The 22,112-nt window shown below is 70.3% G+C and carries 21 protein-coding genes; 11 read left to right on the top strand and 10 right to left on the bottom strand.

Annotated features, from left to right (window positions below; all coding sequences use genetic code 11):
* The first annotated feature begins 31 nt into the window (after nt 1-31).
* Nucleotides 32-2,137 carry an ATP-dependent DNA helicase gene (locus KGQ19_RS52055; protein WP_212012284.1) on the top strand — a complete coding sequence of 702 codons (2,106 nt, stop codon included), beginning with the start codon at nt 32-34 and terminating at the stop codon, nt 2,135-2,137.
* 114 nt (nt 2,138-2,251) lie between these two features.
* On the opposite strand, the gene KGQ19_RS24965 is transcribed toward KGQ19_RS52055, so the two are convergent.
* Complete coding sequence (locus tag KGQ19_RS24965) at nt 2,252-3,028, bottom strand: hypothetical protein (RefSeq protein WP_212012286.1); 777 nt, start codon at nt 3,026-3,028, stop codon at nt 2,252-2,254.
* Nucleotides 3,029-3,146: 118 nt separating this feature from the next.
* Complete coding sequence (gene lexA / locus KGQ19_RS24970) at nt 3,147-3,833, bottom strand: transcriptional repressor LexA (RefSeq protein WP_212012288.1); 687 nt, start codon at nt 3,831-3,833, stop codon at nt 3,147-3,149.
* Between the two features lie 517 nt (nt 3,834-4,350).
* On the opposite strand from lexA, the gene nrdR reads away from it, so the two are divergent.
* The 4 genes from nrdR (at nt 4,351) to KGQ19_RS24990 (ending at nt 10,252) form a co-directional block, all read left to right on the top strand.
* The gene (gene nrdR, locus KGQ19_RS24975; RefSeq protein ID WP_212012297.1) at nt 4,351-4,806 is read left to right on the top strand and encodes a transcriptional regulator NrdR; all 456 of its coding nucleotides are present in this window, start codon (nt 4,351-4,353) and stop codon (nt 4,804-4,806) included.
* A gap of 162 nt (nt 4,807-4,968) precedes the next feature.
* Complete coding sequence (locus KGQ19_RS24980) at nt 4,969-7,920, top strand: vitamin B12-dependent ribonucleotide reductase (RefSeq protein ID WP_212012299.1); 2,952 nt, start codon at nt 4,969-4,971, stop codon at nt 7,918-7,920.
* Between the two features lie 599 nt (nt 7,921-8,519).
* Entirely contained in the window at nt 8,520-9,107 is a 588-nt protein-coding gene (locus KGQ19_RS24985) for a hypothetical protein (protein ID WP_212012301.1), read from the top strand.
* 110 nt (nt 9,108-9,217) lie between these two features.
* Nucleotides 9,218-10,252, top strand: coding sequence for a M48 family metallopeptidase (locus KGQ19_RS24990; RefSeq protein WP_212012303.1), 1,035 nt, complete (start codon nt 9,218-9,220; stop codon nt 10,250-10,252).
* A gap of 16 nt (nt 10,253-10,268) precedes the next feature.
* Here the strand turns inward: KGQ19_RS24990 and KGQ19_RS24995 are convergent, their stop codons facing one another.
* From KGQ19_RS24995 to KGQ19_RS25005, 3 genes are all read right to left on the bottom strand, one after another.
* Nucleotides 10,269-11,057, bottom strand: a complete 789-nt coding sequence (locus KGQ19_RS24995) for a dioxygenase family protein (RefSeq protein WP_438801877.1) — start codon at nt 11,055-11,057, stop codon at nt 10,269-10,271.
* 56 nt (nt 11,058-11,113) lie between these two features.
* Nucleotides 11,114-11,743 (bottom strand): GTP cyclohydrolase II, encoded by a 630-nt coding sequence (locus KGQ19_RS25000; RefSeq protein ID WP_212012307.1) that lies wholly within the window; start codon nt 11,741-11,743, stop codon nt 11,114-11,116.
* A 99-nt stretch (nt 11,744-11,842) separates the two neighbouring features.
* On the bottom strand, nt 11,843-12,301 hold the full coding sequence (locus KGQ19_RS25005) for a MarR family winged helix-turn-helix transcriptional regulator (RefSeq protein ID WP_212012315.1): 459 nt from the start codon (nt 12,299-12,301) through the stop codon (nt 11,843-11,845).
* A 63-nt stretch (nt 12,302-12,364) separates the two neighbouring features.
* Here KGQ19_RS25005 and KGQ19_RS25010 point away from each other — a divergent pair, with 63 nt between their 5' ends.
* Both KGQ19_RS25010 and KGQ19_RS25015 read left to right on the top strand, forming a co-directional pair.
* On the top strand, nt 12,365-12,760 hold the full coding sequence (locus KGQ19_RS25010) for a phosphotransferase (RefSeq protein WP_212012317.1): 396 nt from the start codon (nt 12,365-12,367) through the stop codon (nt 12,758-12,760).
* 5 nt (nt 12,761-12,765) lie between these two features.
* The gene (locus tag KGQ19_RS25015) at nt 12,766-13,104 is read left to right on the top strand and encodes a hypothetical protein (RefSeq protein ID WP_212012325.1); all 339 of its coding nucleotides are present in this window, start codon (nt 12,766-12,768) and stop codon (nt 13,102-13,104) included.
* A 98-nt stretch (nt 13,105-13,202) separates the two neighbouring features.
* Here the strand turns inward: KGQ19_RS25015 and KGQ19_RS25020 are convergent, their stop codons facing one another.
* A complete protein-coding gene (locus tag KGQ19_RS25020; RefSeq protein ID WP_212012327.1) occupies nt 13,203-13,931 on the bottom strand; it encodes a TetR/AcrR family transcriptional regulator in 729 nt (242 codons plus the stop codon).
* Between the two features lie 159 nt (nt 13,932-14,090).
* Here KGQ19_RS25020 and KGQ19_RS25025 point away from each other — a divergent pair, with 159 nt between their 5' ends.
* Both KGQ19_RS25025 and KGQ19_RS25030 read left to right on the top strand, forming a co-directional pair.
* Complete coding sequence (locus KGQ19_RS25025; protein WP_212012329.1) at nt 14,091-14,999, top strand: NAD-dependent epimerase/dehydratase family protein; 909 nt, start codon at nt 14,091-14,093, stop codon at nt 14,997-14,999.
* A gap of 111 nt (nt 15,000-15,110) precedes the next feature.
* Nucleotides 15,111-16,430, top strand: coding sequence for an FAD-binding oxidoreductase (locus KGQ19_RS25030; RefSeq protein WP_212012331.1), 1,320 nt, complete (start codon nt 15,111-15,113; stop codon nt 16,428-16,430).
* 7 nt (nt 16,431-16,437) lie between these two features.
* Here KGQ19_RS25030 and KGQ19_RS25035 read toward each other — a convergent pair whose 3' ends face one another.
* Nucleotides 16,438-16,794, bottom strand: coding sequence for a winged helix-turn-helix transcriptional regulator (locus KGQ19_RS25035; RefSeq protein ID WP_212012366.1), 357 nt, complete (start codon nt 16,792-16,794; stop codon nt 16,438-16,440).
* Nucleotides 16,795-16,880: 86 nt separating this feature from the next.
* On the opposite strand from KGQ19_RS25035, the gene KGQ19_RS25040 reads away from it, so the two are divergent.
* A complete protein-coding gene (locus KGQ19_RS25040) occupies nt 16,881-17,513 on the top strand; it encodes an NAD(P)-dependent oxidoreductase (RefSeq protein ID WP_212012333.1) in 633 nt (210 codons plus the stop codon).
* A gap of 79 nt (nt 17,514-17,592) precedes the next feature.
* Here KGQ19_RS25040 and KGQ19_RS25045 read toward each other — a convergent pair whose 3' ends face one another.
* Together KGQ19_RS25045 and KGQ19_RS25050 are read right to left on the bottom strand one after the other, a co-directional pair.
* Nucleotides 17,593-18,957 (bottom strand): NAD(P)/FAD-dependent oxidoreductase, encoded by a 1,365-nt coding sequence (locus KGQ19_RS25045; RefSeq protein WP_212012350.1) that lies wholly within the window; start codon nt 18,955-18,957, stop codon nt 17,593-17,595.
* A 264-nt stretch (nt 18,958-19,221) separates the two neighbouring features.
* Nucleotides 19,222-20,124, bottom strand: a complete 903-nt coding sequence (locus tag KGQ19_RS25050) for a TIGR01777 family oxidoreductase (RefSeq protein ID WP_212012352.1) — start codon at nt 20,122-20,124, stop codon at nt 19,222-19,224.
* 111 nt (nt 20,125-20,235) lie between these two features.
* Between KGQ19_RS25050 and rpsD the strand changes: the two genes are divergently transcribed.
* Nucleotides 20,236-20,850: a 30S ribosomal protein S4 gene (gene rpsD, locus KGQ19_RS25055; RefSeq protein WP_212012361.1), complete on the top strand. Its 615-nt coding sequence runs from the start codon at nt 20,236-20,238 to the stop codon at nt 20,848-20,850.
* A 97-nt stretch (nt 20,851-20,947) separates the two neighbouring features.
* Here the strand turns inward: rpsD and sucB are convergent.
* On the bottom strand, nt 20,948-22,112 hold a 1,165-nt coding region (gene sucB, locus KGQ19_RS25060; protein WP_212012364.1), incomplete at its 5' end, for a 2-oxoglutarate dehydrogenase, E2 component, dihydrolipoamide succinyltransferase.

Below are 22,112 nucleotides of genomic sequence, written 5' to 3' on the forward strand. Positions count from 1 at the left end.
TGTCGGCCCCGCCAAGTATTCTGTTCCGACCATGCCGAACTCTGGCGGGGCCTCCCCCGAACCTCCCGAAGACGATCTGACCCCCCTGCTCGACGCGGCAGTGGAGGCGTTGGGCGGACAGACCCGCCCCGGTCAGATCGAGATGGCCAAGGCCGTGGCCGCGGCCCTGGACGACCGCGTCCACCTGCTCGTGCAGGCGGGCACCGGGACCGGCAAGTCGCTGGCGTACCTGGTGCCCGCGCTCTCGCACCACAAGCGGGTGGTCGTGGCCACCGCGACGCTCGCGCTCCAGCGCCAGCTGTACGCGCACGACCTGCCCCGGCTGGCCACGGCGATAACGCCGCTGATCAACCGGGAGCCGGCCTTCGCGCTCCTGAAGGGCCGCAGCAACTACGTCTGCCTGAACAAGGTCGAGGGCGGCAACGCCGAGGACGACGCGCAGGACGTGCTGTTCGACCCGCTGGCCGTGGGCAAGCTCGGCGCCGAGGTGCTGCGGGTCCGGGAGTGGGTGGAGCAGACCGAGTCCGGGGACCGCGACGACCTGTCGCCGGGCGTGTCGGACCGGGCCTGGGCCCAGGTGTCGGTCTCGGCGCGGGAGTGCCTGGGCTCCAAGTGCCAGTACTTCGAGGACTGCTTCGCCGAGCAGGCCAAGGAACTGGCCCGGGCCGCCGACGTGGTGGTCACCAACCACGCGCTGCTGGCCATCGCGGCCATGGACTCCGACGTGCAGGTGCTGCCCGAGCACGACGCGGTGATCGTCGACGAGGCGCACGAACTGGTGAACCGGGTCACCTCCGCGGCCACCGGCGAGCTCACCAAGACCGCCGTGGAGCGCGCGCACCACCGGGCCGACAAGTTCGTGAAGGAGGGCACGGCCGCCAACCTGGCGGTGGCCACCCTGGACTTCACCGAGGCGCTGGAGAACACCCCCGAGGGCCGCTTCCAGCGCGGCCTGCCGGAGGAGATCGGCATGGCGCTGACCGCGCTGCGCGACGCCAGCCGCACGGCGCTCACCGAGCTGTCCAAGAACAAGGGCGGCGACCTGGATATGGACGGCGCCCGCAAGCAGGCGCGGGCCGCGTGCGAGGGCGTGCACCAGGTCGCCGAGCGGATCCTGGAAGGCGCCGAGCAGGATGTGGTCTGGCTGGAGCGCAACGAGTTCAAGGGGGTCAAGAACTCCACGCTCAAGATCGCCCCGCTCGGCATCGAGCACCTGCTCCGGTTCAAGATGTTCGCCCGCACCCCGGTGGTGATGACCTCCGCGACGCTGAAGCTCGGCGGCGACTTCACCGGCGTGGCCGGCAGCGTCGGCCTCTACGGCACCGAGCGGATCGAGCTGGACTTCAAGCCCGAGCTGCCCGAGGAGGTCTACGACGCCGCGGTGAAACTGCTGCGCGAGGGCGACAGCGACGGCGAGGAGTTCCTGGACACGGTCCAGGACCTGCCGCAGCACTGGCGCGCCCTGGACGTCGGCTCGCCCTTCGACTACCCGAAGCAGGGCATCCTGTACGTCGCCCGGCACCTGGACCCGCCCGGCCGCGACGGCATCCGCGAGGACCAGCTGGACCTGCTCGCCGACCTGATGGACAACGCCGGCGGCCGGGCCCTGGGCCTGTTCAGCTCGATGCGCGCGGCCCAGACCGCCGCCGAGAAGCTGCGCGAGAAGATCGACCTGCCGATCCTGTGCCAGGGCGAGGACTCGCTGGCCGAACTCCTCCGCAAGTTCTCCGAGGACCCCGAGACCTGCCTGTTCGGCACGCTGTCACTGTGGCAGGGCGTGAACGTCCCCGGCTCCTCGCTCCAACTGGTGGTGATAGACCGCATCCCCTTCCCGCGCCCCGACGACCCGGTGTCCGCGGCCCGCACCGAGGCCGTCGGCCGCGGCGGCGGCAACGGCTTCATGGCGGTCTCCGCCTCGCACGCCGCGCTGCTGCTGGCCCAGGGCGCCGGCCGCCTGATCCGGGCGATCGACGACAAGGGCGTGGTCGCGGTGCTGGACTCGCGATTGGCCACCAAGCCCTACGGCAGCTTCCTGCGGGCGTCGATGCCGGCGTTCTGGCAGACCGACGACACCGACCGGGTGCTGAAGTCACTGCGGGCGATCGACGCGATGGCGAAGACGGCGGAGCAGAACTGAGCTGAGCGGTACCGGGTGAGCGGTCCGGGGCCGGGCATGCCGGGCATACAGAGCTGAGGCGGGCCGCTGTCGCCCGCCCGCCTCATCAGCCTCGTGCTATCGCTCAGCCTCGTGCTACTTCTCCGCGGTGGTCGCGTACTGGATCTGGTTGATGGCGCTGGCCGGGTTCAGGGCGTAGACGCCGAGCTTGGCGTTGCCCTCGGCGCTGCCGGCCGGGATCACGACGTCCTGGACGTCCTTGCCGCTGGTGTTCGGGGTGGGGTTCGCCGTCACGGCCAGGTCGCCGTAGTTCCCGGTCGTGCTCGCCAGGTTGCCGGGCAGCAGGTCGATCGCCGCGTACAGGGTGGTCCCGGACAGGATGATGTTCTTCTTGCCGGTGTCGACGCCGGGGATCAGCGGCCGGGTCTCGTCCGAGACGTCGGTCGGGCTCTTCGTGATCCACACGTAGGGGATGGGGCCCAGCGTGCAGGTCTGGCCGGTGTTCTTCACGGCGATCACGAAGACGGAGGACTTCTGGCCCGGGATCGACGGCGCGAGCGAGGCGTTCAGGCTGGCGTTCTGGCAGGCGGCCGGCGGCGGGGTGTTGGCCGCGGGGGCGGTGGTCGAGCCGTTGCCGACTTCGCCGCCGTTGACGCCGCTGTTCGTGCTCGGCGGCGTGTTGCCGGCGGCCGGGGGTGTGGAGGCGGACCCGCCGGCCGGGGCGCTGGTGCTGCCCGCGGTGGTGTTCGGCACCGAGGCCGACGTGCTCGCGGCGGCGGTGGTGCCTGAAGCGTTCGTGGGACTGGTGGCCGGGCCCGCGCCGGCGGACTTCGTGCTCGACGAGCAACCGGTCGCGGCGACCGCCACGAGTGCGCCGCCGGCCAGGAGTGCGATGCGATTCAGAGCGTTCATGCCAAAGTGACGTGCGGCCCGTGGGTCAGGTTGCTGACAACCTCAAAAATTGAGGAATCGCTCTGACCGGCCGGGTCGGCGGGTCCCGCCCAATTAGGACCCGCCGAAGACCGCCGGACTACAGGCGCCGCAGCACCGTCACCACGCGGCCCAGGATGACCGCGTCGTTGCCCGGGATCGGCTCGTAGGCGGCGTTGCGCGGCATCAGCCACACCGCGTTCGCCTCCTTCTTCAGCTCCTTGACGGTGGCCTCGCCGTCGATCATGGCGGCCACGAACTCGCCGTTCTCGGCCTGGTTCTGCTGCCGGATGACGACCACGTCGCCGTCGCAGATCGCGGCCTCGATCATCGAGTCGCCGACCACCTTCAGCGCGAAGAACTCGCCCTCGCCGACCATCTGCTTCGGGATCGGGATCAGTTCCTCGACCCGCTCCTCGGCCAGGATCGGGCCGCCGGCGGCGATCCGGCCGACCAGCGGCACGTACGCCGGCTCCGGCTCGGAGCCGTTGCCGTTGCGGGCCGCACCGTCCGCGCCGCGCACGATGTAGGCGCGCGGGCGGTTCGCGTCGCGGTGCAGGTAGCCCTTGCTCTCCAGGGTCACCAGCTGGTGCCGGACGCTGGAGGTGGACTGCAGGCCGACGGCCTCGCCGATCTCCCGCATCGACGGCGGGTAGCCCCGGCGCCGGACCGAGTCGCGGATGACGTTCAGGACCGCGGTCTGGCGGTCGGTCAGGCGCGGGGCCGGCACATGTCCGTCATGCGCGGCCTCTCGGGGTTCGGTCGGGGTGGTGCTCCGGACGGCCATGGGTACGGCTCCTTCGCCATTGAGCTGGGCGGGTGGCTGATAATGGAAAGTTTGTTCGTTTGGGTCAACCGTAGCGGTGCCACCCCCACAGCGACGAACGGTTGTTCGACAACCCGTGAGGGGGGCGGGCGTACGGAATGTCTAACGCGGCACCGGCGCGAAGGTAACGGCCTGTTTCCATACTCCGTTCGGAAAACTCGCGCAGGCCGGCCGCCGTGGCGTTGGTCCGGTCGGGGGAAACACCGAAAGAATCTTGGGGATTCGAACACGGCTCCGGGCTTGCCCCCGTAGCTGGGGCGATCGCGAACAGTAGTCCCACGAACCCCGTCCACCCCTTACGCGACACGCCGTTCCGGGTTGCGGCGGGCGTGGCGAAGTGGCTAACGTACCCCTACATCTTGTGATTGGAATAGCGTCAACGCTCCATAGGTTGTGGTTAGTAGACCACAGCGGACGGTGACGCCACCCCGTCGCGCGCAAGCCGCAAGCCACGCTGGGAGAAGGAGGGCCGCAAACCGTGCACTGCCCCTTCTGCAAGCACGACGACAGCCGTGTCGTCGACTCCCGCAGCTCCGAGGACGGCACCTCGATCCGTCGCCGCCGTCAGTGCCCGGAGTGCGGACGCCGCTTCACCACGGTGGAGAGCGCCCAACTCCTGGTGGTCAAGCGCTCCGGGGCGACCGAGCCGTTCAGCCGGGAAAAAGTTGTCGGTGGCGTGCGCAAGGCTTGTCAGGGACGACCGGTGACCGAGGGTCAGTTGGCCATCCTCGCCCAGCGGGTGGAGGACGTGCTGCGGGCCGCGGGTTCGGCGGAGATCCCGGCGCACGAGGTGGGGCTGGCGATACTCGGCCCGCTCCGGGAGCTGGACGAGGTCGCGTACCTGCGCTTCGCGTCGGTGTACCGGGCTTTCGAGTCCTTGGAGGACTTCGAGGCCGAGATCCTGATGCTGCGGGCGGAGCGCGAACGGGCCTGACGGCCCCGCAACACCCGGCCCGCCGCGAAAGGCGGGCACATATTGAAAACTTCGCGGGGCCCCTGCCTGGGGCCCGGCGATCCAGATCTTGCTCAATCCCGTAGGCGGCGAACCGCAAACGGGGTGTCGGAATGGTTTCCCAGGACGGGAGAGGGAAGAAGCATGACGGAGACGGCTAGCGGACCGCGCGGCGCGGCGTCGGCCCGCGGCAACGGGAAAGCTCCTATCAAGCCCGGGCAGGTCGTGCCCGTGCAGGCTTCCGCCAAGGGCGGCAAGGGTATGAAGGTCGAGCGGATCCACACCAAGCCCGGCGTGCACCCGTACGACGAGGTCGTGTGGGAGCGCCGCGACGTCGTGATGACCAACTGGCGCGACGGCTCGATCAACTTCGAGCAGAAGGGCGTGGAGTTCCCCGAGTTCTGGTCGGTGAACGCGGCGAACATCGTCACCACGAAGTACTTCCGCGGCGCGGTCGGCACCCCGGTCCGCGAGTGGTCGCTCAAGCAGCTCATCGACCGGATCGTGAAGACCTACCGCAAGGGCGGCGAGGACCACGGGTACTTCGCCGGCGAGCAGGACGCGGAGATCTTCGAGCACGAGCTCGCCTACGCGCTGCTGCACCAGATGTTCGCGTTCAACTCCCCGGTCTGGTTCAACGTCGGCACCAAGTCCCCGCAGCAGGTCTCGGCCTGTTTCATCCTGGCCGTCGACGACTCGATGGACTCGATCCTGAACTGGTACCGCGAGGAGGGCCTGATCTTCAAGGGCGGCTCCGGCGCCGGCCTGAACCTGTCCCGCATCCGCTCCTCCAAGGAGCTGCTGTCCTCCGGCGGCAACGCCAGCGGCCCGGTCTCCTTCATGCGCGGCGCCGACGCCTCGGCCGGCACCATCAAGTCCGGCGGCGCCACCCGGCGCGCGGCCAAGATGGTCGTGCTGGACGTGGACCACCCGGACATCGAGGAGTTCGTCCAGACCAAGGCGCGCGAGGAGGACAAGATCCGCGCGCTGCGCGACGCCGGGTTCGACATGGACCTCGGCGGCAAGGACATCACCAGTGTCCAGTACCAGAACGCGAACAACTCGGTCCGGGTCACCGACGAGTTCCTGCACGCGGTGGAGAACGGCGAGCGCTTCGGGCTGCGGGCCCGGCAGACCGGCGAGGTCATCGAGACCCTGGACGCCAAGAAGCTGTTCCGCGACATCGCCCAGGCCGCCTGGGAGTGCGCCGACCCCGGCCTGCAGTACGACGACACCATCAACGCCTGGCACACCAACCCCGAGACCGGCCGGATCACCGCGTCCAACCCGTGCTCGGAGTACCTGTCGCTGGACAACTCCTCCTGCAACCTGGCCTCGCTGAACCTGATGAAGTTCCTGCGCGAGGACGACAGCTTCGACACCGGGACCTTCGTCAAGATGGTCGAGCTGATCATCACCGCGATGGACATCTCCATCAGCTTCGCGGACTTCCCGACCCCGGAGATCGGCCAGACCACCCGGGACTTCCGCCAGCTGGGCATCGGCTACGCCAACCTCGGCGCGCTGCTGATGGCCACCGGCCACGCCTACGACTCCGAGGGCGGCCGGGCCATCGCCGCGGCCATCACCTCGCTGATGACCGGTGTCGCCTACCGCCGCTCGGCCGAGCTGGCCGGCGTCGTCGGCCCGTACAACGGCTACGCCCGCAACGCCAAGCCGCACGCGGCCGTGATGAAGAAGCATTCGGACGCCGCGGACGCCTTCGTCGCCCACGAGGACTTCGACAAGACGATCCTGGAGCTCTCCCGCACCGAGTGGAAGCGCGGCCTGGAGATCGGCGCCGCGAACGGCTGGCGCAACGCCCAGGCCTCGCTGCTGGCGCCGACCGGCACCATCGGCTTCATGATGGACGTCGACACCACCGGCGTGGAGCCGGACCTGGCGCTGGTGAAGTTCAAGAAGCTGGTCGGCGGCGGGTCGATGCAGATCGTGAACAACACCGTGCCGCGGGCCCTGAAGCGCCTGGGCTACCAGCAGGAGCAGATCGAGGCCGTCGTCGAGTACATCGGCGAGCAGGGCCACGTCGTGGACGCCCCGGGCCTCAAGCCCGAGCACTACTCGGTCTTCGACTGCGCGATGGGCGAGCGCTCCATCGCCCCGATGGGCCACGTGCGGATGATGGCGGCGATCCAGCCGTTCCTGTCCGGGGCCATCTCCAAGACCGTGAACATGCCTGAGCAGGCCACGGTCGAGGACGTCGAGGAGATCTACTTCGAGGGCTGGAAGCTGGGCCTGAAGGCGCTGGCGATCTATCGCAACAACTGCAAGGTGGGCCAGCCGCTGCAGGACGCCAAGGGCCAGAAGGCGGCAGCCGCCGCCGCGGCCGCGACCTCCGACCCGGCCGCCTCGGCGACCGTCGCCCCGGCCGCCGCGACCCTGTACGCGCAGCCGGTCCGCAAGCGCCTGGGCAAGAACCGCCGCGGCATCACCAGCTCCTTCTCCGTCGGCGGCGCCGAAGGCTACATGACGGCGAACTCCTACGAAGACGGCGACCTCGGCGAGGTCTTCCTGAAGATGTCGAAGCAGGGCTCGACCCTGGCCGGCATGATGGACGCCTTCTCGATCGCCATCTCCGTCGGACTGCAGTACGGGGTCCCCCTGGAGACCTACGTCGCGAAGTTCACCAACATGCGCTTCGAACCGGCCGGCATGACCGACGACCCGGACGTCCGCATGGCCCAGTCGATCATCGACTACATCTTCCGCCGCCTGGCCCTGGACCACCTGGACTTCGACACCCGCGCGGCCTACGGCATCTACACCAACGAAGAGCGCCAGCGCCAACTCGAGACCGGCAGCTACCTCCCCGACGAGGACGAGCAACTGGACCACGAAACCCTGGCCCAGTCCGCGCCGATAGAGCATCGGACCGAACCGGCCGCCCCGGCGAAGAAGAGCAACGAACCCACCGCCCTCCCGGCCCCCAAGAGCGTCGGCTCCTCCACAGAACTGCTGGAGGCCAAGCTCGGCTACGCCGCCGACGCCCCGCTCTGCCTGACCTGCGGGACGAAGATGCGGCCTTCGGGGAGCTGCTATGTGTGCGAGGGGTGTGGGTCGACCAGCGGGTGCAGCTGAACAGGATTGATTGCATCTGATGCAACCATTCGGCACGCCCGCGTGAAGCGGCAGCGCTGATCCAGCGGAACGCGGTCTCGGGTGCTTCGCGGCCCGGGACCGCGTACGGGTAGACGTTCTGGCCGCACGCTGCGGCTGCACCGGCGAACGCCCGGCCTTGCCGGGCCGGGCGTTCGTTGCGACTCGGATGGTGTGTCCGGCGCGGTTATAAGCGGTATTCGCCAGCAGATGAGCAGGACCGCGCCTGACACGACGCCGAGCATGTCCGGCTAAGGCGCGAGTACGCATCCTGACAGGGGGTCGGCCATCTGGCCGGCCCCCTGTCCGTTGCCCGTGAGGTGCGATTCCCCGTGAGGTGCGATGGGGCGTTGCGAACCCGGTGGCCGACCGCGGGCAACCGGCGTCGAGGCCGCGCGTCATGAGTAGTGAGGACATCATCCTGGGGAGGGCATGACATGGCGCGAGTGCGCAGTTTGGGGATCGCCGCGGCGATCTCATTGGTGACAGCGGGTCTGGCTGCGTGCAGCAGCACGACTTCGGGGGCAGCGGCGGGTTCGTCGGGCCCTGGCGTCGCGGCTAGTACGGGCGGGTCCACGTCCGTGGCGACCACGAGCGCCGCGACCTCGCTCCCGACTTCGGCGACGACCTCGGCGACGAGCGGGTCGCCCACCATCGGGGCGCTTCTGAAGGCCTTCTCAGCGGGCCCGATCACGGTGAAGCACATGCCGACCGCCGATCCGGCGTGGGTGGCTCGGGTCCAAACCGAGCCGGCGGATGCGACCGGCGGCGCCAAGGTCACCGATCCGAAGCTGCTCAATCTCATGGCGCTGGTCGACGAGGCGGCCCGGGAGAGCGACACCCAGGCGTTGACGCGTCTGTGCTCCGACGACTGTGACGCCGAGCAGCAGCTTCCGATGTGGCAGAAGCCTGGCGCTCTCCAGACTCTGTCGATCCTGATCGAGAAGATCCACGGGACCGAAGGCGACCTCTTCCCAGGGTTCATCCTGGTCGGAGGGGGCTCCTTCACCGGTCCCGGGGAGGTGGCAGACGGCAAGGCGCTCGGAGCCTCATCGCCGCGCGATTACGTAGCGAATCACGGAGGATTGGCCACGAGCTTCTCCTCGGGGACCGGCGGCCAGAACCTTCCGCCGGAGCACTGGACCGGGCTCAAGGTCTGGTCCCACTGAATTCCATGGCAGCACTCCAGCGCGTATAGAGGGGCGCCCGCTGAAAAGGCGCCTGCTGAAGCGGAACGCCGGGCCGTGTGCCACCATGTCCCCTGATTGAGGGGGCGAACATGGGGCTGGGAATCCGCGCGGTCGTCGCGGCGCTGCTCATCGCGGTGTTCTACGTCCTGCTCGCGGCGGTGACGTGGTTCGGCGTCGTGATGGTGCACGACGCCGTCAGCGACCACGCCTACAGCGGCTCGCGGCGGGTGTTCGCCGCGTGCTTCGGTCTGCTGTTCGTCGTGCCGGCGGTGCGGGTGGTGGTCGCGGCGGTGCGTCGGCGGGCGCCGGGCTACCCCGGGGTCGAGGTGACGCGGGACGCGCAGCCGGAGCTGTGGGGCTTCATCGAAGCCCTCGCGGCGGCGTGCCGGGTGCCGACGCCGACGCGCATCGTCGTCACCGGCCAGGCTGATGCCGCCGCCGAGAGTTCGGCCGCGCTGTTCGGCACGGTGCGCCGCGAGCGCACCGTGTACCTCGGCCTCCCGCTGCTCGCCGTCCTCGACACAGCGCAGGCCGCGGCAGTGGTCTGCCACGAACTCGGGCACCACGCGCGCGGGGAGTCGCGCTTGTCGGCGCTGACCTATCGGTCCGGCGACGCGTTGGTGGCGACGGTCGTGAGCGGGGGCATGCGCGGCATCAACACCATCACGGACGCTCTGTTCCGCGCGTTCGCCGGGCTCTACTTCAGCGTGACGTTCGCCCTACGCCGCCGCCAAGAACTCGCGGCCGACGCGCTGGCCGCCCGCGTGGCGGGAACAGAGGCCACCGCCGCGGCTCTGGAAGCGCTTCCTCTTATCGGCGTTTCCCACGTCGTGTACATCTTCGGCAACGAGAGTGGGCCGATCGACGGCGGCCTCGATCCGGCCGCGGACCTGCCCCGCTTTCGTGACTTCTACCGGATCGCCCTGGCCGAGGTCACGCTGGCAGACGAAGAACCCCGGCGCCGATTCGACTCGCACCCGCCGATCGCCGAGCGAGTGGCCGCCGTCCGGAGGACCGACAACGCGCCGGCCGTGTCGATACCGTCAGGTCCGGCGCTCGACTTGGTGCGGACGCCCGAAACCGTCGCCGTGGCAGCCGCCGAAGCCCTGCGCTCAGCACGCTGAGAGGCGGCTCCCGCCCCTACCCGAACTGCACCGACCGCTTGGCCAGCCCCATCCAGAACCCGTCGATGACCGACTGCTGCGATCCCAGATCCCCCTCGGCGGCCCCCAACGTCACGAACAGCGGCGCGAAGTGCTCCGTCCGAGGATGCGCCAGCTTCCCGGCCGGTGCCTTGTTCTCGAAGTCCAACAGCGAGTCGACGTCCCCCGCTGCGAGCGCGCGCTTTCCCCAGTCGTCGAACTCGGACATCACCGACCGCACGCGTCCGTCCTGGCTCAGTGCCCGCAGGTTGTGCGTGAAGAAGCCGCTGCCGACGATCAGCACGCCCTCGTCCCGCAGCGGGGCCAGCCGCCGCCCGATCGCCATCAGCTGCGTCGGCTCCAGCGTCGGCATCGACACCTGGAGCACCGGGATGTCGGCCTCCGGGTACATCTCGACCAGCGGCACGTACGCCCCGTGGTCCAGCCCCCGGTCCGGCTCGTCCTGCACGGCCAGCCCCGGCGCGTGCAGCAGCTTGCGTACCGACTCCGCCAGCGCGGGCGCGCCCGGGGCCCGGTACTGGACCTCGTAGTAGTGCTGCGGGAAGCCCCAGAAGTCGTAGACCAGCGGGATGGTCTGGACGGCGCCGAGCGCCAGCGGCGCCTCCTCCCAGTGCGCCGAGACCATCAGCACCGCTTTCGGCTTCGGGAGATCCGCCGACCAGGCCGCGAGCTGGCCGGGCCAGATCGGATCGTCGGCCAGCGGGGGAGCGCCGTGGCTGAGGTAGAGGGCGGGCATTCGTCCGGGGGCGGCGGTGTCGGTGCTCATCGTGCTCATCGTGACTCCTGGGTACGGGGGTGGGGCGGCTCGGCGGATGCGGCGTCTCAGGCCACCGACAACACACCGTCCAACGCGATGCTGTGCCGCGTGTGCTCGACCTTGGCCCGCAGGTAGCGCAGGTTGTGGGCGGTGGCGTGGGCCCCGGTCGGCACCCGCTGGGCGACGGTCACGTCCAGCCCCGCCAGCTGCGCCTCCTTGTCCGGATTGTTCGACAGCAGCTGCACGCTGTCCACGCCGAGCGCCGTCAGCATCTGCGCCGCGACCGTGTAGTCCCGCGCGTCCTCCGGCAGCCCGAGGGCGACGTTGGCCTGATAGGTGTCCAGCCCGCTGTCCTGGAGCGCGTACGCGTCGAGCTTGTTGTACAGCCCGATCCCGCGCCCCTCCTGCCGCAGGTAGAGCAGGTAGCCGCCGGCCTGGGCGATGCGCTCGACGGACTCGCGCAGCTGCGGTCCGCAGTCGCAGCGCGCGGAGCCGAACACGTCGCCGGTCAGGCACTCCGAGTGCATCCGCACCAGCGGGGTGGCGCCGGGCTCGCCCAGCCTGATGGCCAGGTGCTCCCCGCCGTCGACCAGGCCGTGGAACGTGACCAGCTCGGCGTCGACGCTGTAGCCGTCACCGAAGCGAAGCGGCACGCGGACGCGGGTGCGGATGGTGGCCTCGGGTGTCTCGCTCATGGCACGGGTCCCCTCGTGACGGGTTGTTCCAATTCGAACAACCGCTCCACGCAGCGTAGACCGGCGTTCGAATTTGAACAAACCCCACCCGTCCCGGGGCTATTCCCGCAGTCGCCGCGAGACCTCGCCGAGCCCTTCGCCCAGTACCGCGAGCTGTTCCGGGGTGAGCACGTCGATCAACGCCGCCCGCACCACCGCCACGTGCCCGGGGGCGGCCTGCTCCAACTTCCGGCGGCCGGCCTCGGTCAGCACCGCGAACACCCCGCGCACGTCGGTCGGGCACGACCGGCGCTCGGTGAGTCCGGCCTTCTCCAGCTGCGTCATCTGGTACGTCAGCCCGCTCTTGGAGTTCAGCAGCGCCCCGGCCAGTTCGGTCATCCGCAGCGAGCCCTCCGGCGCGGCCGAGAGCCGCACCAGGATCTCGTACTGGGTGTGCGAGAGCCCGGCGTCCTCCCGCAGCTGTTGGTCGACCCGCCGTTCCACCAGCGCACTCGCGGCCAGGAAGCCCGACCAGGCCTTCATCTCCTGCTCGGACAGCCACCGCGGATCCTCAGCCATGCCGTGATTGTAACGAGCGAGAATCCGTTGAGATCCGTCACGGACCGTCACTACGGTGGCCGGGTGGCTGATGACACGCTCACCGGGCTGACTCGAGAACAGGCTGCTGCGATCCTGATGGACGCGCTGCCGGGGGTGCGGGAGAACGCTATTACGCAGCTGCCCAAGCTCCTCGGCGGAGCCGGCCCCAACGGGGTTCTCGGGCTGCCTTACTTGGTGATGAGCGAACTGCCGGGCACGACCGTGGCCGCGATCAGCGGCGCCATGCCGGACGCCGAACTCGCGGACGTGTATCGCCAGATGGGAGCGCTGCTGGCGCGCGTCCACGCGATCGGAGAGGACGCGTACGGGATACCTGACCACGGACATCATCGATCCCCAGCCGTCCGGCGAAGCCAATATGACGGCGACGCTGAACCGGGTCTCGCAGAGCTATCTGGACACGACCGGCGATCGTGAACTCTATGAGGCCGCGCATAGGTACCTCGGCGAACGTACCGACCTGTTCGCAGACCCCCGAGGGGCCGGTCGTCAGCGGCTTGATCGACGTGGAGAACGCCATGGCCGGGGACCCGGTTGCGGACCTGGCCAAGACGCACAGCTATTCCATCCGGGGGAACCGGGTGAAGCTCGACGCGCTCTTCGAGGGCTACGGCGAGGTCCCGGTGGAGTGGGAGCGGCGGTTCCGGCTGTTCGAGCTGGTGCAGAGCTTCGAGCTGTGGGACTTCTTCTGCGGTGCCGGTATGCGCGACAAGCTGGACCCGCTCGCTGACGAACTGCGCGCCATCATCGCCGCGGATTGATCCACCCCGGATTGATCCACCGAGGACTGGACCACCGAGGACTGGACCGCCGAGGACCGGACCGCCGAGGACCGGACCGCCGCGGACCTGTTTCCGACCTATCGCGGGCCGAGCCCTATCCATACCGCCATGTCCCGCACCTGCCGGTCGTACCACTCGCCCCGCTCCGTGAACACCCGGTTGAGTCGCCCGAACACTTCGAAGTTCACCGCGCCGAAGACCATCGTCAGAGCGCTCAGGAAAGGCTCTAGCGCGCGCGAGTCTTCAGTGAACCCCATGCCGATCGCCGTAATACGGAGTTCCTGCGCATAGGCGGAGTTCTCTGTCGGGGGCAAGGGCGCGATCCCCTCAGGAGCGTGGAGTTTGCCGGCCGCCTCGGCTTCCCGGACACACTGCGCCATCGCGATCATGGCCCACGCCCCGGGCTCGATGGTCTCGTCCGGCGCCTTGTAGCCGGGGATCGGGCTGCCGTAGATGAGGGCGTACTCCGCGGGCCTGGCGATCGCCCAGCGGCGGACTGTGTGGCAGACCGCGAACCAGCGTGACAGGTAGGCGTCGCGGCGGTCCACGTCCCCGTCGGCCCGCTCCACCGCCTCGCCCAATGAGTTGTATGCGTCGATGATGAGTGCGGTGAGCAGTTCGTCCCGGCTCGGGAAGTAGCGGTAGATCGCGGAGGAGACCATGCCCATGTCCCGGGCGACCGCGCGCAGCGACAGTGCGGATCCGTCGCGCTCCAGGTGCTCCAGGGCCACCCGCTTGATCTCGCCGATCATCTCGGCGCGGACTCGGGCTCGAATGGACGGGGCCGGGCTCTTTGCCGCATTCATACCGCGAGTATTGCACACAAGCGAGAGCACTGCTCTTGACAGAGTGCCCCGCTCCGGTGCACAGTGATGCCAACAGAGAGCACTGCTCTCAAAGCGAAGCATCGCACACCGAGGCGATCGCCGCGTGACACCGAAGTCGTCGAAGAGGGGTTGGACATCATGGCGCTGCACGTCATCGTGGGTGCGGGACCGGTCGGCACGGCCACCGCGAAGGTGCTGGCCGAGCGGGGCGAGCAGGTGCGCGTCGTGACGCGCAGCGGGTCCGGGCCGGAGCACGCGAACGTCGAGCGGGTGGCGTCCGACGCCACCGACGCCGACCGGCTCAGCGGCCTGGCCGAGGGCGCCGCCGCGCTCTACAACTGCGCGAGCCCGGCCTACCACCAGTGGTTCACCGACTGGCCGCCGCTGGCCGCCGCCCTGCTGACCGCGGCCGAGCGCAGCGGCGCGGTGCTCACCGTCGCCAACAACCTCTACGGCTACGGCCCGGTGACCGGCCCGATCACCCCCGACACCGCTCTGACCGCGACCCACCCGAAGCTCAAGCTGCGTGCCGACATGTACCGCGAGGCCCTGGCCCGGCACGAGGCCGGCCGGATCCGGATGACCGAGGTGCGGGGCAGCGACTACATCGAGGCCAACTCGATCCTGTCCTACCTGCTGGCCAAGCCGCTGGAGAAGGGCAAGCGCGCCTACGTGCCCACGCCGCTGGACGTGAAGCACAGCTGGACCGCGATCGCCGACGTCGCCAAGCTGCTGACCGTGGTCTCCGGCGAGGAGCGGGCCTGGGGCCAGGCGTGGCTGGTGCCCACCAACGCGCCGCTGACCGTGCGCGAGCTGGCCGATCACTACGTGACCGCGCGCGGCCTGCCGCCGGCGAAGCTGACCGAGCTGCCGTACGCGGTGCTGTGGGGCGCGGGGCTGTTCGACAAGATGGCGAAGGAGCTGCGGGCCACGCGGTACCAGTTCGCGAAGCCTTTCGTGCTGGACAGCACGCTGACCGAGAAGACCTTCGGGCTGGCGCCGACGCCGATCGATGACGTGCTGCGGACGATTCCCGCCGTGGCGTGAGGTGGCCCGGTGGGGGCTGGCCGCCGCGTGATCCGGCCGCGCCGGCCGGGTGTCGGTGCTGATCCGTATCGTCGACGATGATCATCGACCACGACGAAAGCGAGCCCCGCGATGTCCGAGTCACCTTTGTCCACCCTGCGCGACGCCGTCCGCGGCGAGGTCCTGCTCCCCGGCGACGAGGGCTTCGACACCGCGCACCGGCCCTGGAACCTGGCGATCGAGCAGGACGTGCGCGCGGTGGTCACGGCCGCCGATGCCGCCGACGTGGCCGCACTGGTCCGCTACGCGAACGAGGCCGGGGCCCGGATCGCGGTGCAGCCCACCGGCCACGGCGCGTCGGGCACGGCGGCCGGGACGATCCTGCTGCGCACCGCCCGCCTCGATGATCTGACGATCGACGCCGAGGACCGCACCGCGCGCATCGGCGCGGGCGTCACCTCCGGCGCCCTCAACATCGCGGCCGCCGCCCACGGACTGGTCCACAAGCCCGGCAGCTCGCCGACCGTGTCCGTGGCCGGATACACCCTCGGCGGCGGGGTCGGCTTCTTCGCCCGCAAGTACGGGATGTCCTCGGATCACGTGATCGAGTTCGAACTCGTGACCGCCGACGGCCAACCAGTCCGCGCCAGCGCCGAGGAGAACCCCGACCTGTTCCACGCGCTGGCCGGCGGGGGCGGCGACTTCGCGATCGTGACGGCGCTGACCCTGCGGCTGCACGAGGAGCCGGAGCTGTTCGGCGGCACGGTGTTCTGGCCGCTGGCGCAGGCGGCCGAGGTCTTCAACGCCTTCCGCGAGGTCACGGCCGCGGCCCCGGTGGAGCTCTCGGTGTGGGCCGGGACGGTTCAGCTGCCGGGTGGCGGGCCGGCGATGGTTGCGGTCTCGGTCGCGTATCTGGGTTCGGACAGCGATGGCCGCGCGCTGCTGAAACCGTTTGAGGCGCTTGGCGGCGTACTGCGCGGTGAGTGGCGCCCACTGCCCCTCGCAGAGATCGCGGCCATCACCAACGACCCGGTCGACCCCGGCCCGAGCGTGTCCCGCACCGAACTCCTGGGCCGCTTCGACGCGGACGTGATCGAGACTCTCCTGACCGGCCCGATCGCCCCCCTGCTGGGTATCCAGGTCCGCCATCTCGGCGGCGCCCTCGCCGACGCCCGCCCCGGCCCCCGCGGCCCGGTCAGCGAGCAGTACCTGGTCTACCTCCTCGGCCTGGCCTTCACCCCGGAGGCGGGAGCAGCGGTGGCCGCCAAGCAAGCGGAGCTGGTCGCCGCGCTCGGGGACGCGGTGAGCGGCGGGAGGCTGGTGACGTTCCTGGGGGCGACGGACACGCTGGCTGAGGCGTTTTCGGACGCTGAGGTGGAGCGGCTGCGGGCGGTGAAACGGGAGTGGGATCCGCGGGGGCGCTTTGTGGCTAACTTTCCGCTGGGGGAGTAGGCACGCCTCAGGCCGCCTCGGCTCCATCCCCGTCATACCGCTCCCGCGCCGCCCGCATCGCGTCCAAGTTGGCGAAGCCCCACTCGCGGCAGGCGGCGATCGCGGGGAGCAGGCTGCGGCCGAGGGGTGTCAGTTCGTACTCCACGTGCGGCGGGTTCTCGTCGAAGACCGTGCGGGTGATGAAGCCGTCGCGTTCCAGGGAGCGCAGGGTCTCGGTGAGGACCTTCGGGGCGATGCGTTGCAGGGGGACTCGTAGCTCGGTGAAGCGGCGGGGGCCGGCTTCCAGGCAGAGCACCACCATGCCGCCCCACTTGTCGGCGATGCGGAAGGGGGACGCGGCGGACGGGCAGGCCGCGTCGAACATGTCCGGGACCAGGGGTGCGCTCTTCTCCACAGGTCGAGACTAGTTACGTTGCAGTGACTGGGTCCACCGGTCGTAGCGTCGCGGGCATGGCGAACATCATTGTTTTCGGAGCCGGTGGGCGTGCGGGCCGGCCTACGGTCGCGGTGGCGGTGCGGCAGGGGCACAAGGTCACCGCTGTCGTGCGAGATCCGGGCAAGTACGCGGATCTCGCGCGGGAGGACGGCGTGACCGTCGTCGCGGGCGATGTGACTGACGCGGCGAGCGTCGCGAAGCTCGCGCCCGGTCACGACGTGGTCATCAACACCGCGGCGACGCTTGACGAGGGCCACTTCGTCGCGGCGGCCAAGGCATTGGTCGAAGGGCTGAGCGCGACTGACGTGAGCAGGCTGGTCGCGGTGGGCATCGGCGGGGCGCTCGAGGTCGAGCCCGGTGTGCCGGCGTACGACAGCGACGCGCTGCCCGACGAGGCCCGCGCCTTCTCCCGCGACCATGCGGCTCAGCTGCCGTTGCTGCGCGCATCGGAGCTGGACTGGGTGGTGCTCGCGCCGCCGCTGGTCTACCTGGACGAGGGCGAGGGCACCGGCGGCTACCGGCTCGGCACGACGGCGCCGATTCCGGGTGCCGACAGCTTCGCCTACGCCGACCTGGCCCTGGCTCTCGTGGCCGAGGCCACGGCGCCGACCCGCTCGCGCGAGATGGTCGCCGTGGCCGGAGCGTGAGTGCGGAGTTCAGCCGGCAGAGCATGACCAAGGGCATGGCCGGGGCCTGATCACCGAGGGGGGCACAGGGCCCTAATCCTCAAGCGGTGACGAGTTCCCCGGTCCGAAATGACACCCCGAGATCCGCCGACACCGACCGCGCGGCCCGTCGGCCCGACTCCAGAGCCCCGTCGAGGCCGGCGGTGCCGCGATGGTCTCCGCACACGTACAGCCCGTGGATCAGCCGTACCGGGCGGCGGAAGTTGTGCGGCGAGGTCATCGCGGGCACCGCGTGCGGGAAGTGGTGCACCGCCACGCACTCCCAGCGGCTGTCGGCGCCCGGATACAGCTCGGCGAGCCGGGCCCGGACCGCCGATTCGAGCTCTGACGTGCGGGTCCCGGCGTGTCCCACGACGTTCGTGGAGATCAGTGTCCGGCCGTCCGGGCTCCGGCTCGGCACCGCGTGGCTGATCGCCGCCGTGCGCGCCACGGGGGAGTGCGGGTCGGCGTCGACCAGGACGGCGGGTTCGCCGCGCGCCGCGGGGAGCGCGGTGACGTGGTGGAACGTGGTCACCGACCGCAGCTGGGGCTCGTGCAGGCCCGGCAGCAGCTCCACCGCGGTCGCCGGGTCGGTCGCGACCACCACCGCCGAACTGCGTAGTACCTCGTCGGCTGTGGCGACGCCGTTGGCGTGCACCATCAGGACCTCGGTCTCCAGCCGGATCGCGCCCGGCGGCAGCTGCTCGGCCAGCCGTTGCGGGATGGCCGCGATGCCGGGCGTCGGTATGCACCAGCGGCCGCGCACCAACTGCCGCAGCGCCAGCTCCATCGCCCGGCCGGATATCGACAGCGCCGGGTCCGATTCGGCGGCGAAGGCCTCCAGGTACGGACGCACGAACCCGTCCACCACCCGCCGCGAGAGCCCGAGGTCGGCGATCAGGGCCGCGGCGGTGCGCTCGGGGGCGTCCAGGATGGTTTCGGGACGGCTCAGCGCCACGCGCAGCAGCCACCCGGACTGGCGCCGGCGTTCAGCCGGGGAGCCCAGGGGCGTGCGGAGGATCGTGGCGGTGCCGAGGCCGAGATCAGCATTCGAGGTCAGGACCATGTCATGGCAAGCCTGATCGCCAACCGCCCGATCCGCTCGGTCGCCGACCACCCGATCCCCATAGCGAATCCGTTTTCCATCCAGCTGGAGATCCACCCCCGGCGCGAAGCACCCCCACTCCAGCTTCTGTTTCTCCCCGTCGTCAGCGGAGTTGACCAGTTGGAAACCCTTGTCGATCAGAAACCCCGAGACCCGCTCGCTTCCGGCCCGACCGCCCACCCGGTCCGACGCCTCGACGACCAGTACGTCCAAACCCGCCTCGTGCAGCCGTCCCGCGGCTTGCAATCCGGCCACCCCGGCGCCGACGACGATGACGTCGGCGTCCAGGCGATGCCGGTGGCTCGGACTTTGCACTGTCACTGGAGCCCCTCCACCCTCTAGAGCCGAGCTCCCGGCGTGCTTTGTGGGCCCGCGCAGGTCGCGCAGGGCACGGCGAAGCCTGCCGAGCGTCGGCGCTTGTGCAGGGATGCCTACCCGAGGGGCGGTGGCGTACTCTTGCGAATCCGCAGCTGTCTCAGCATTTGAGAACGCTGGGTATCCGGATCGTTACACACTTCGGGGACGTCTCAGGGGGCTGCTCTGGGACCGTTCTGGGGCCGTTCTGGAGATGGCGCCGGGGATCGTTCAAGCCACCGCGGCGGCCAACGCGGACCGCGCATCCGGTGTCGTGAAGGTGAACCCGGATCCGGTCAGCCGCGCCGGCAGCACCCGCTGGCTTCCCGTGAGCTCGTTCGCCATCTGTCCGAACAGCACCCGCAGCGCGAACCCGGGCACCGGCATGATCGTCGGCCGGTGCAGGACGTGCCCCAGGGCCTTGGTGAACGCGCGGTTGGTCGCCGGCAGCGGGCCGGTCATGTTCACCGCGCCGGTCATGGTCCCGTCCGCGGTCAGGGTCATGACGTGCCGGACCGCGGCCAGGTAGTCGGCCATGCCGATGAAGGAGAAGTACTGCCGGCCGCTGTTGATCGGACCGCCGATCCCGGCCTTGAAGAACGGCAGCATCCGGGCCAGCGCGCCGCCGGAGCCGCCCAGCACCACCCCGCTGCGCAGGTGCGCCACCGGGATCCCGGCGTCCTCGGCGGGCTTGGTCGCGGCCTCCCAGTCCCGGCACAGCGTGCCCAGGAAGTCCTCGGAGCCCGGCGAGTCCTCGGTGGCCGTAGCGGTGCCGGTGTCGCCGTAGTAGCCGATCGCCGACGCCGACAGCAGGGCCTTGGGCCGCTCCGTCAGCTGGGCCAGCGAGCGGGCCAGGGTGTCGGTGCCGTGGACGCGGCTCTCGCGGATCTCCCGCTTGTAGGCGGCCGACCAGCGCTTGTCGCCCAGGCCCGCGCCGGCCAGGTGCACCACGACGTCGGAGCCCTCGTAGGGCTTCGGGTCGGGGTCGCCGAACGGTGACCAGTGGCGTTCCCCGGCGGCCTCGTCGGGGTGGGTGTGCCGGACCAGGCGGACCACTTCGTGGCCGTCTTCGGTGAGCGCGGTGGACAGGGCCGAGCCGATCAGTCCCGTGGAGCCGGTGATCGCGATCCGCATATCAGCAGCATAGACCTGTGATCCTCGCCATCCCGCGGCGCGGCTGCACTGAAAGGAAGGTTAGGCTAGCCTAAGTTAAAGAGATCCCCAGAACGAAGAAGGAAGTGATTCATGAGGTACACGGGGCCCAAGGTGCGTCGTTCGCGCCGGGCCGGGGTGCCGTTGACGGCCAAGGCCGAGCGCGTGATGGAGCGCCGCCCGCTGCCGCCCGGTCAGCACGCGCTCGGCCGGCGCGCCGGGAAGCAGAGCGACTACGGCCGCCAGCTGGCCGAGAAGCAGAAGATCCGCTGGTACTACGACCTGTCCGAGCGTCAGCTCCGGACCCTGTTCGACAAGAACCGCCGACGGTCCGGCCGGGCCGGGGAGAACGTCATCGCGGCCCTGGAGTCGCGGCTGGCCACCGTGGTGCTGCGGGCCGGCCTCGCGCCGTCGATCTACGCGGCGCGTCAGTTCGTGAACCACGGCCACGTGACCGTGGACGGTGCGAAGGTGGACATCGCCTCGTACGCCGTGAAGCCCGGCCAGGTGGTCGCGGTGCGGGCGAAGTCGCGGCGGATGCCGGCCTTCCAGGCCGCCGCTGCCGGGCAGTTCGCCGACGAGCGGACCGCCGCCTATCTGGACGTGCGGCGCGACGAGCTCGCGGTGATGCTGACCCACGAGCCGAAGCGCGCCGAGGTGCCGGTGCCGTTCGACGAGCAGCTGCTGGTCGAGTTCTACTCCCGCTGAGCGGACTCCGGCTGAGCAGCGCCGCAGACAACAAGACTGCCCCGGTCCTTTCGGACCGGGGCAGTCTTCAGTGAGCTGTCAGTTCTACAGACAAGTTCTACAGACCGAGGTCGGCGTCGAACTTGCCCTCTTCCAGGCGCTCCTTGATCGTGACCAGGAAGCGCGCGGCGTCGGCGCCGTCGACCAGCCGGTGGTCGTAGGTCAGCGCCAGGTAGACCATCGACCGGACGGCGATGACCTCGCCGAGGTCGGGGTCGTTGATGACCGCCGGGCGCTTCACGACCGCGCCGGTGCCCAGGATGCCGACCTGCGGCTGGTTCAGGATCGGGGTGTCGAACAGGGCGCCGCGGCTGCCGGTGTTGGTCAGCGTGAAGGTGCCGCCGGCCAGCTCGTCCGGCAGGACCTTGTTGGTGCGGGTCCGCTCGGCCAGGTCGGCGATGCCCCGGGCCAGGCCGGCCAGGTTCAGGTCGCCGGCGTTCTTGATGACCGGGGTCATCAGGCCCTTCTCGCTGTCCACCGCGATGGCCAGGTTCTCGTAGTCGTGGTACGTGACCGTGCCGGCGTCGGTGTCGATGACCGCGTTCAGGTTCGGGTGCTGCTTGAGCGCCTCGATCGCCGCCAGGGCGAAGAACGGCAGGAACGACAGCTTCACGCCCTCGCGGGCCTCGAACTCGCCCTTGGCGCGGGTCCGGAGCCGGGCGACGTTGGTGACGTCCACCTCGACCACGGTGGTCAGCTGCGCCGAGGTCTGCAGCGACTCGTACATGCGCTTGGCGATCAGCGCGCGCATGCGGGTCAGCTTCTCGGTGCGGCCGCGCAGCGGGCTCGGGGTGACCGCGGCCTTGGCGGCCGGGGCGGCCGCCGGGCTCGCGGCCGGCGCGGCGGCGTTGGCCTGGGCCTTGGCCGCGTCGATCACGTCCTGCTTGCGGATCCGGCCGCCGACCCCGGTGCCGGTGACCGAGGCCAGGTCCACGCCGTGCTCGGCGGCCAGCTTGCGGACCAGCGGGGTGACGTAGGCGGCGGCCGGCTCGGTGCCGGCGCCCGGGGCGTCGATGCGCGCGGCGGTCTGGGCCTGCGCGACGACCGCCGGGGTGCCGGGCCGGTACTCGCCGGCCGGGGCCGGTGCCGGGGCGGTCGGAGCCGGAGCGGTCGCGGTGAACGACGGCGCGGCGGCCACTGCCGGGGACGGAGCGGCCGGAGCCGGGGCCGGCGGCGCGACCGGCGGGGTGCTCGGCAGCGGCGCGGGCGCCGGGGGAGCGACC

Source organism: Catenulispora pinistramenti (assembly GCF_018274385.1).
GTDB classification, from domain to species: domain Bacteria; phylum Actinomycetota; class Actinomycetes; order Streptomycetales; family Catenulisporaceae; genus Catenulispora; species Catenulispora pinistramenti.

Bases quoted from the DNA above. Each gene is read 5' to 3' on its own strand.
- KGQ19_RS52055 (WP_212012284.1), top strand. From the start codon at position 32: ATGCCGAACTCTGGCGGGGCCTCCCCCGAACCTCCCGAAGACGATCTG.
- KGQ19_RS24965 (WP_212012286.1), bottom strand. From the start codon at position 3,028: ATGAACGCTCTGAATCGCATCGCACTCCTGGCCGGCGGCGCACTCGTG.
- lexA (WP_212012288.1), bottom strand. From the start codon at position 3,833: ATGGCCGTCCGGAGCACCACCCCGACCGAACCCCGAGAGGCCGCGCAT.
- KGQ19_RS24980 (WP_212012299.1), top strand. From the start codon at position 4,969: ATGACGGAGACGGCTAGCGGACCGCGCGGCGCGGCGTCGGCCCGCGGC.
- KGQ19_RS24990 (WP_212012303.1), top strand. From the start codon at position 9,218: ATGGGGCTGGGAATCCGCGCGGTCGTCGCGGCGCTGCTCATCGCGGTG.
- KGQ19_RS24995 (WP_438801877.1), bottom strand. From the start codon at position 11,057: ATGAGCACCGACACCGCCGCCCCCGGACGAATGCCCGCCCTCTACCTC.
- KGQ19_RS25000 (WP_212012307.1), bottom strand. From the start codon at position 11,743: ATGAGCGAGACACCCGAGGCCACCATCCGCACCCGCGTCCGCGTGCCG.
- KGQ19_RS25005 (WP_212012315.1), bottom strand. From the start codon at position 12,301: ATGGCTGAGGATCCGCGGTGGCTGTCCGAGCAGGAGATGAAGGCCTGG.
- KGQ19_RS25015 (WP_212012325.1), top strand. From the start codon at position 12,766: ATGAGGCCGCGCATAGGTACCTCGGCGAACGTACCGACCTGTTCGCAG.
- KGQ19_RS25020 (WP_212012327.1), bottom strand. From the start codon at position 13,931: ATGAATGCGGCAAAGAGCCCGGCCCCGTCCATTCGAGCCCGAGTCCGC.
- KGQ19_RS25025 (WP_212012329.1), top strand. From the start codon at position 14,091: ATGGCGCTGCACGTCATCGTGGGTGCGGGACCGGTCGGCACGGCCACC.
- KGQ19_RS25030 (WP_212012331.1), top strand. From the start codon at position 15,111: ATGTCCGAGTCACCTTTGTCCACCCTGCGCGACGCCGTCCGCGGCGAG.
- KGQ19_RS25035 (WP_212012366.1), bottom strand. From the start codon at position 16,794: ATGTTCGACGCGGCCTGCCCGTCCGCCGCGTCCCCCTTCCGCATCGCC.
- KGQ19_RS25040 (WP_212012333.1), top strand. From the start codon at position 16,881: ATGGCGAACATCATTGTTTTCGGAGCCGGTGGGCGTGCGGGCCGGCCT.
- KGQ19_RS25050 (WP_212012352.1), bottom strand. From the start codon at position 20,124: ATGCGGATCGCGATCACCGGCTCCACGGGACTGATCGGCTCGGCCCTG.
- rpsD (WP_212012361.1), top strand. From the start codon at position 20,236: ATGAGGTACACGGGGCCCAAGGTGCGTCGTTCGCGCCGGGCCGGGGTG.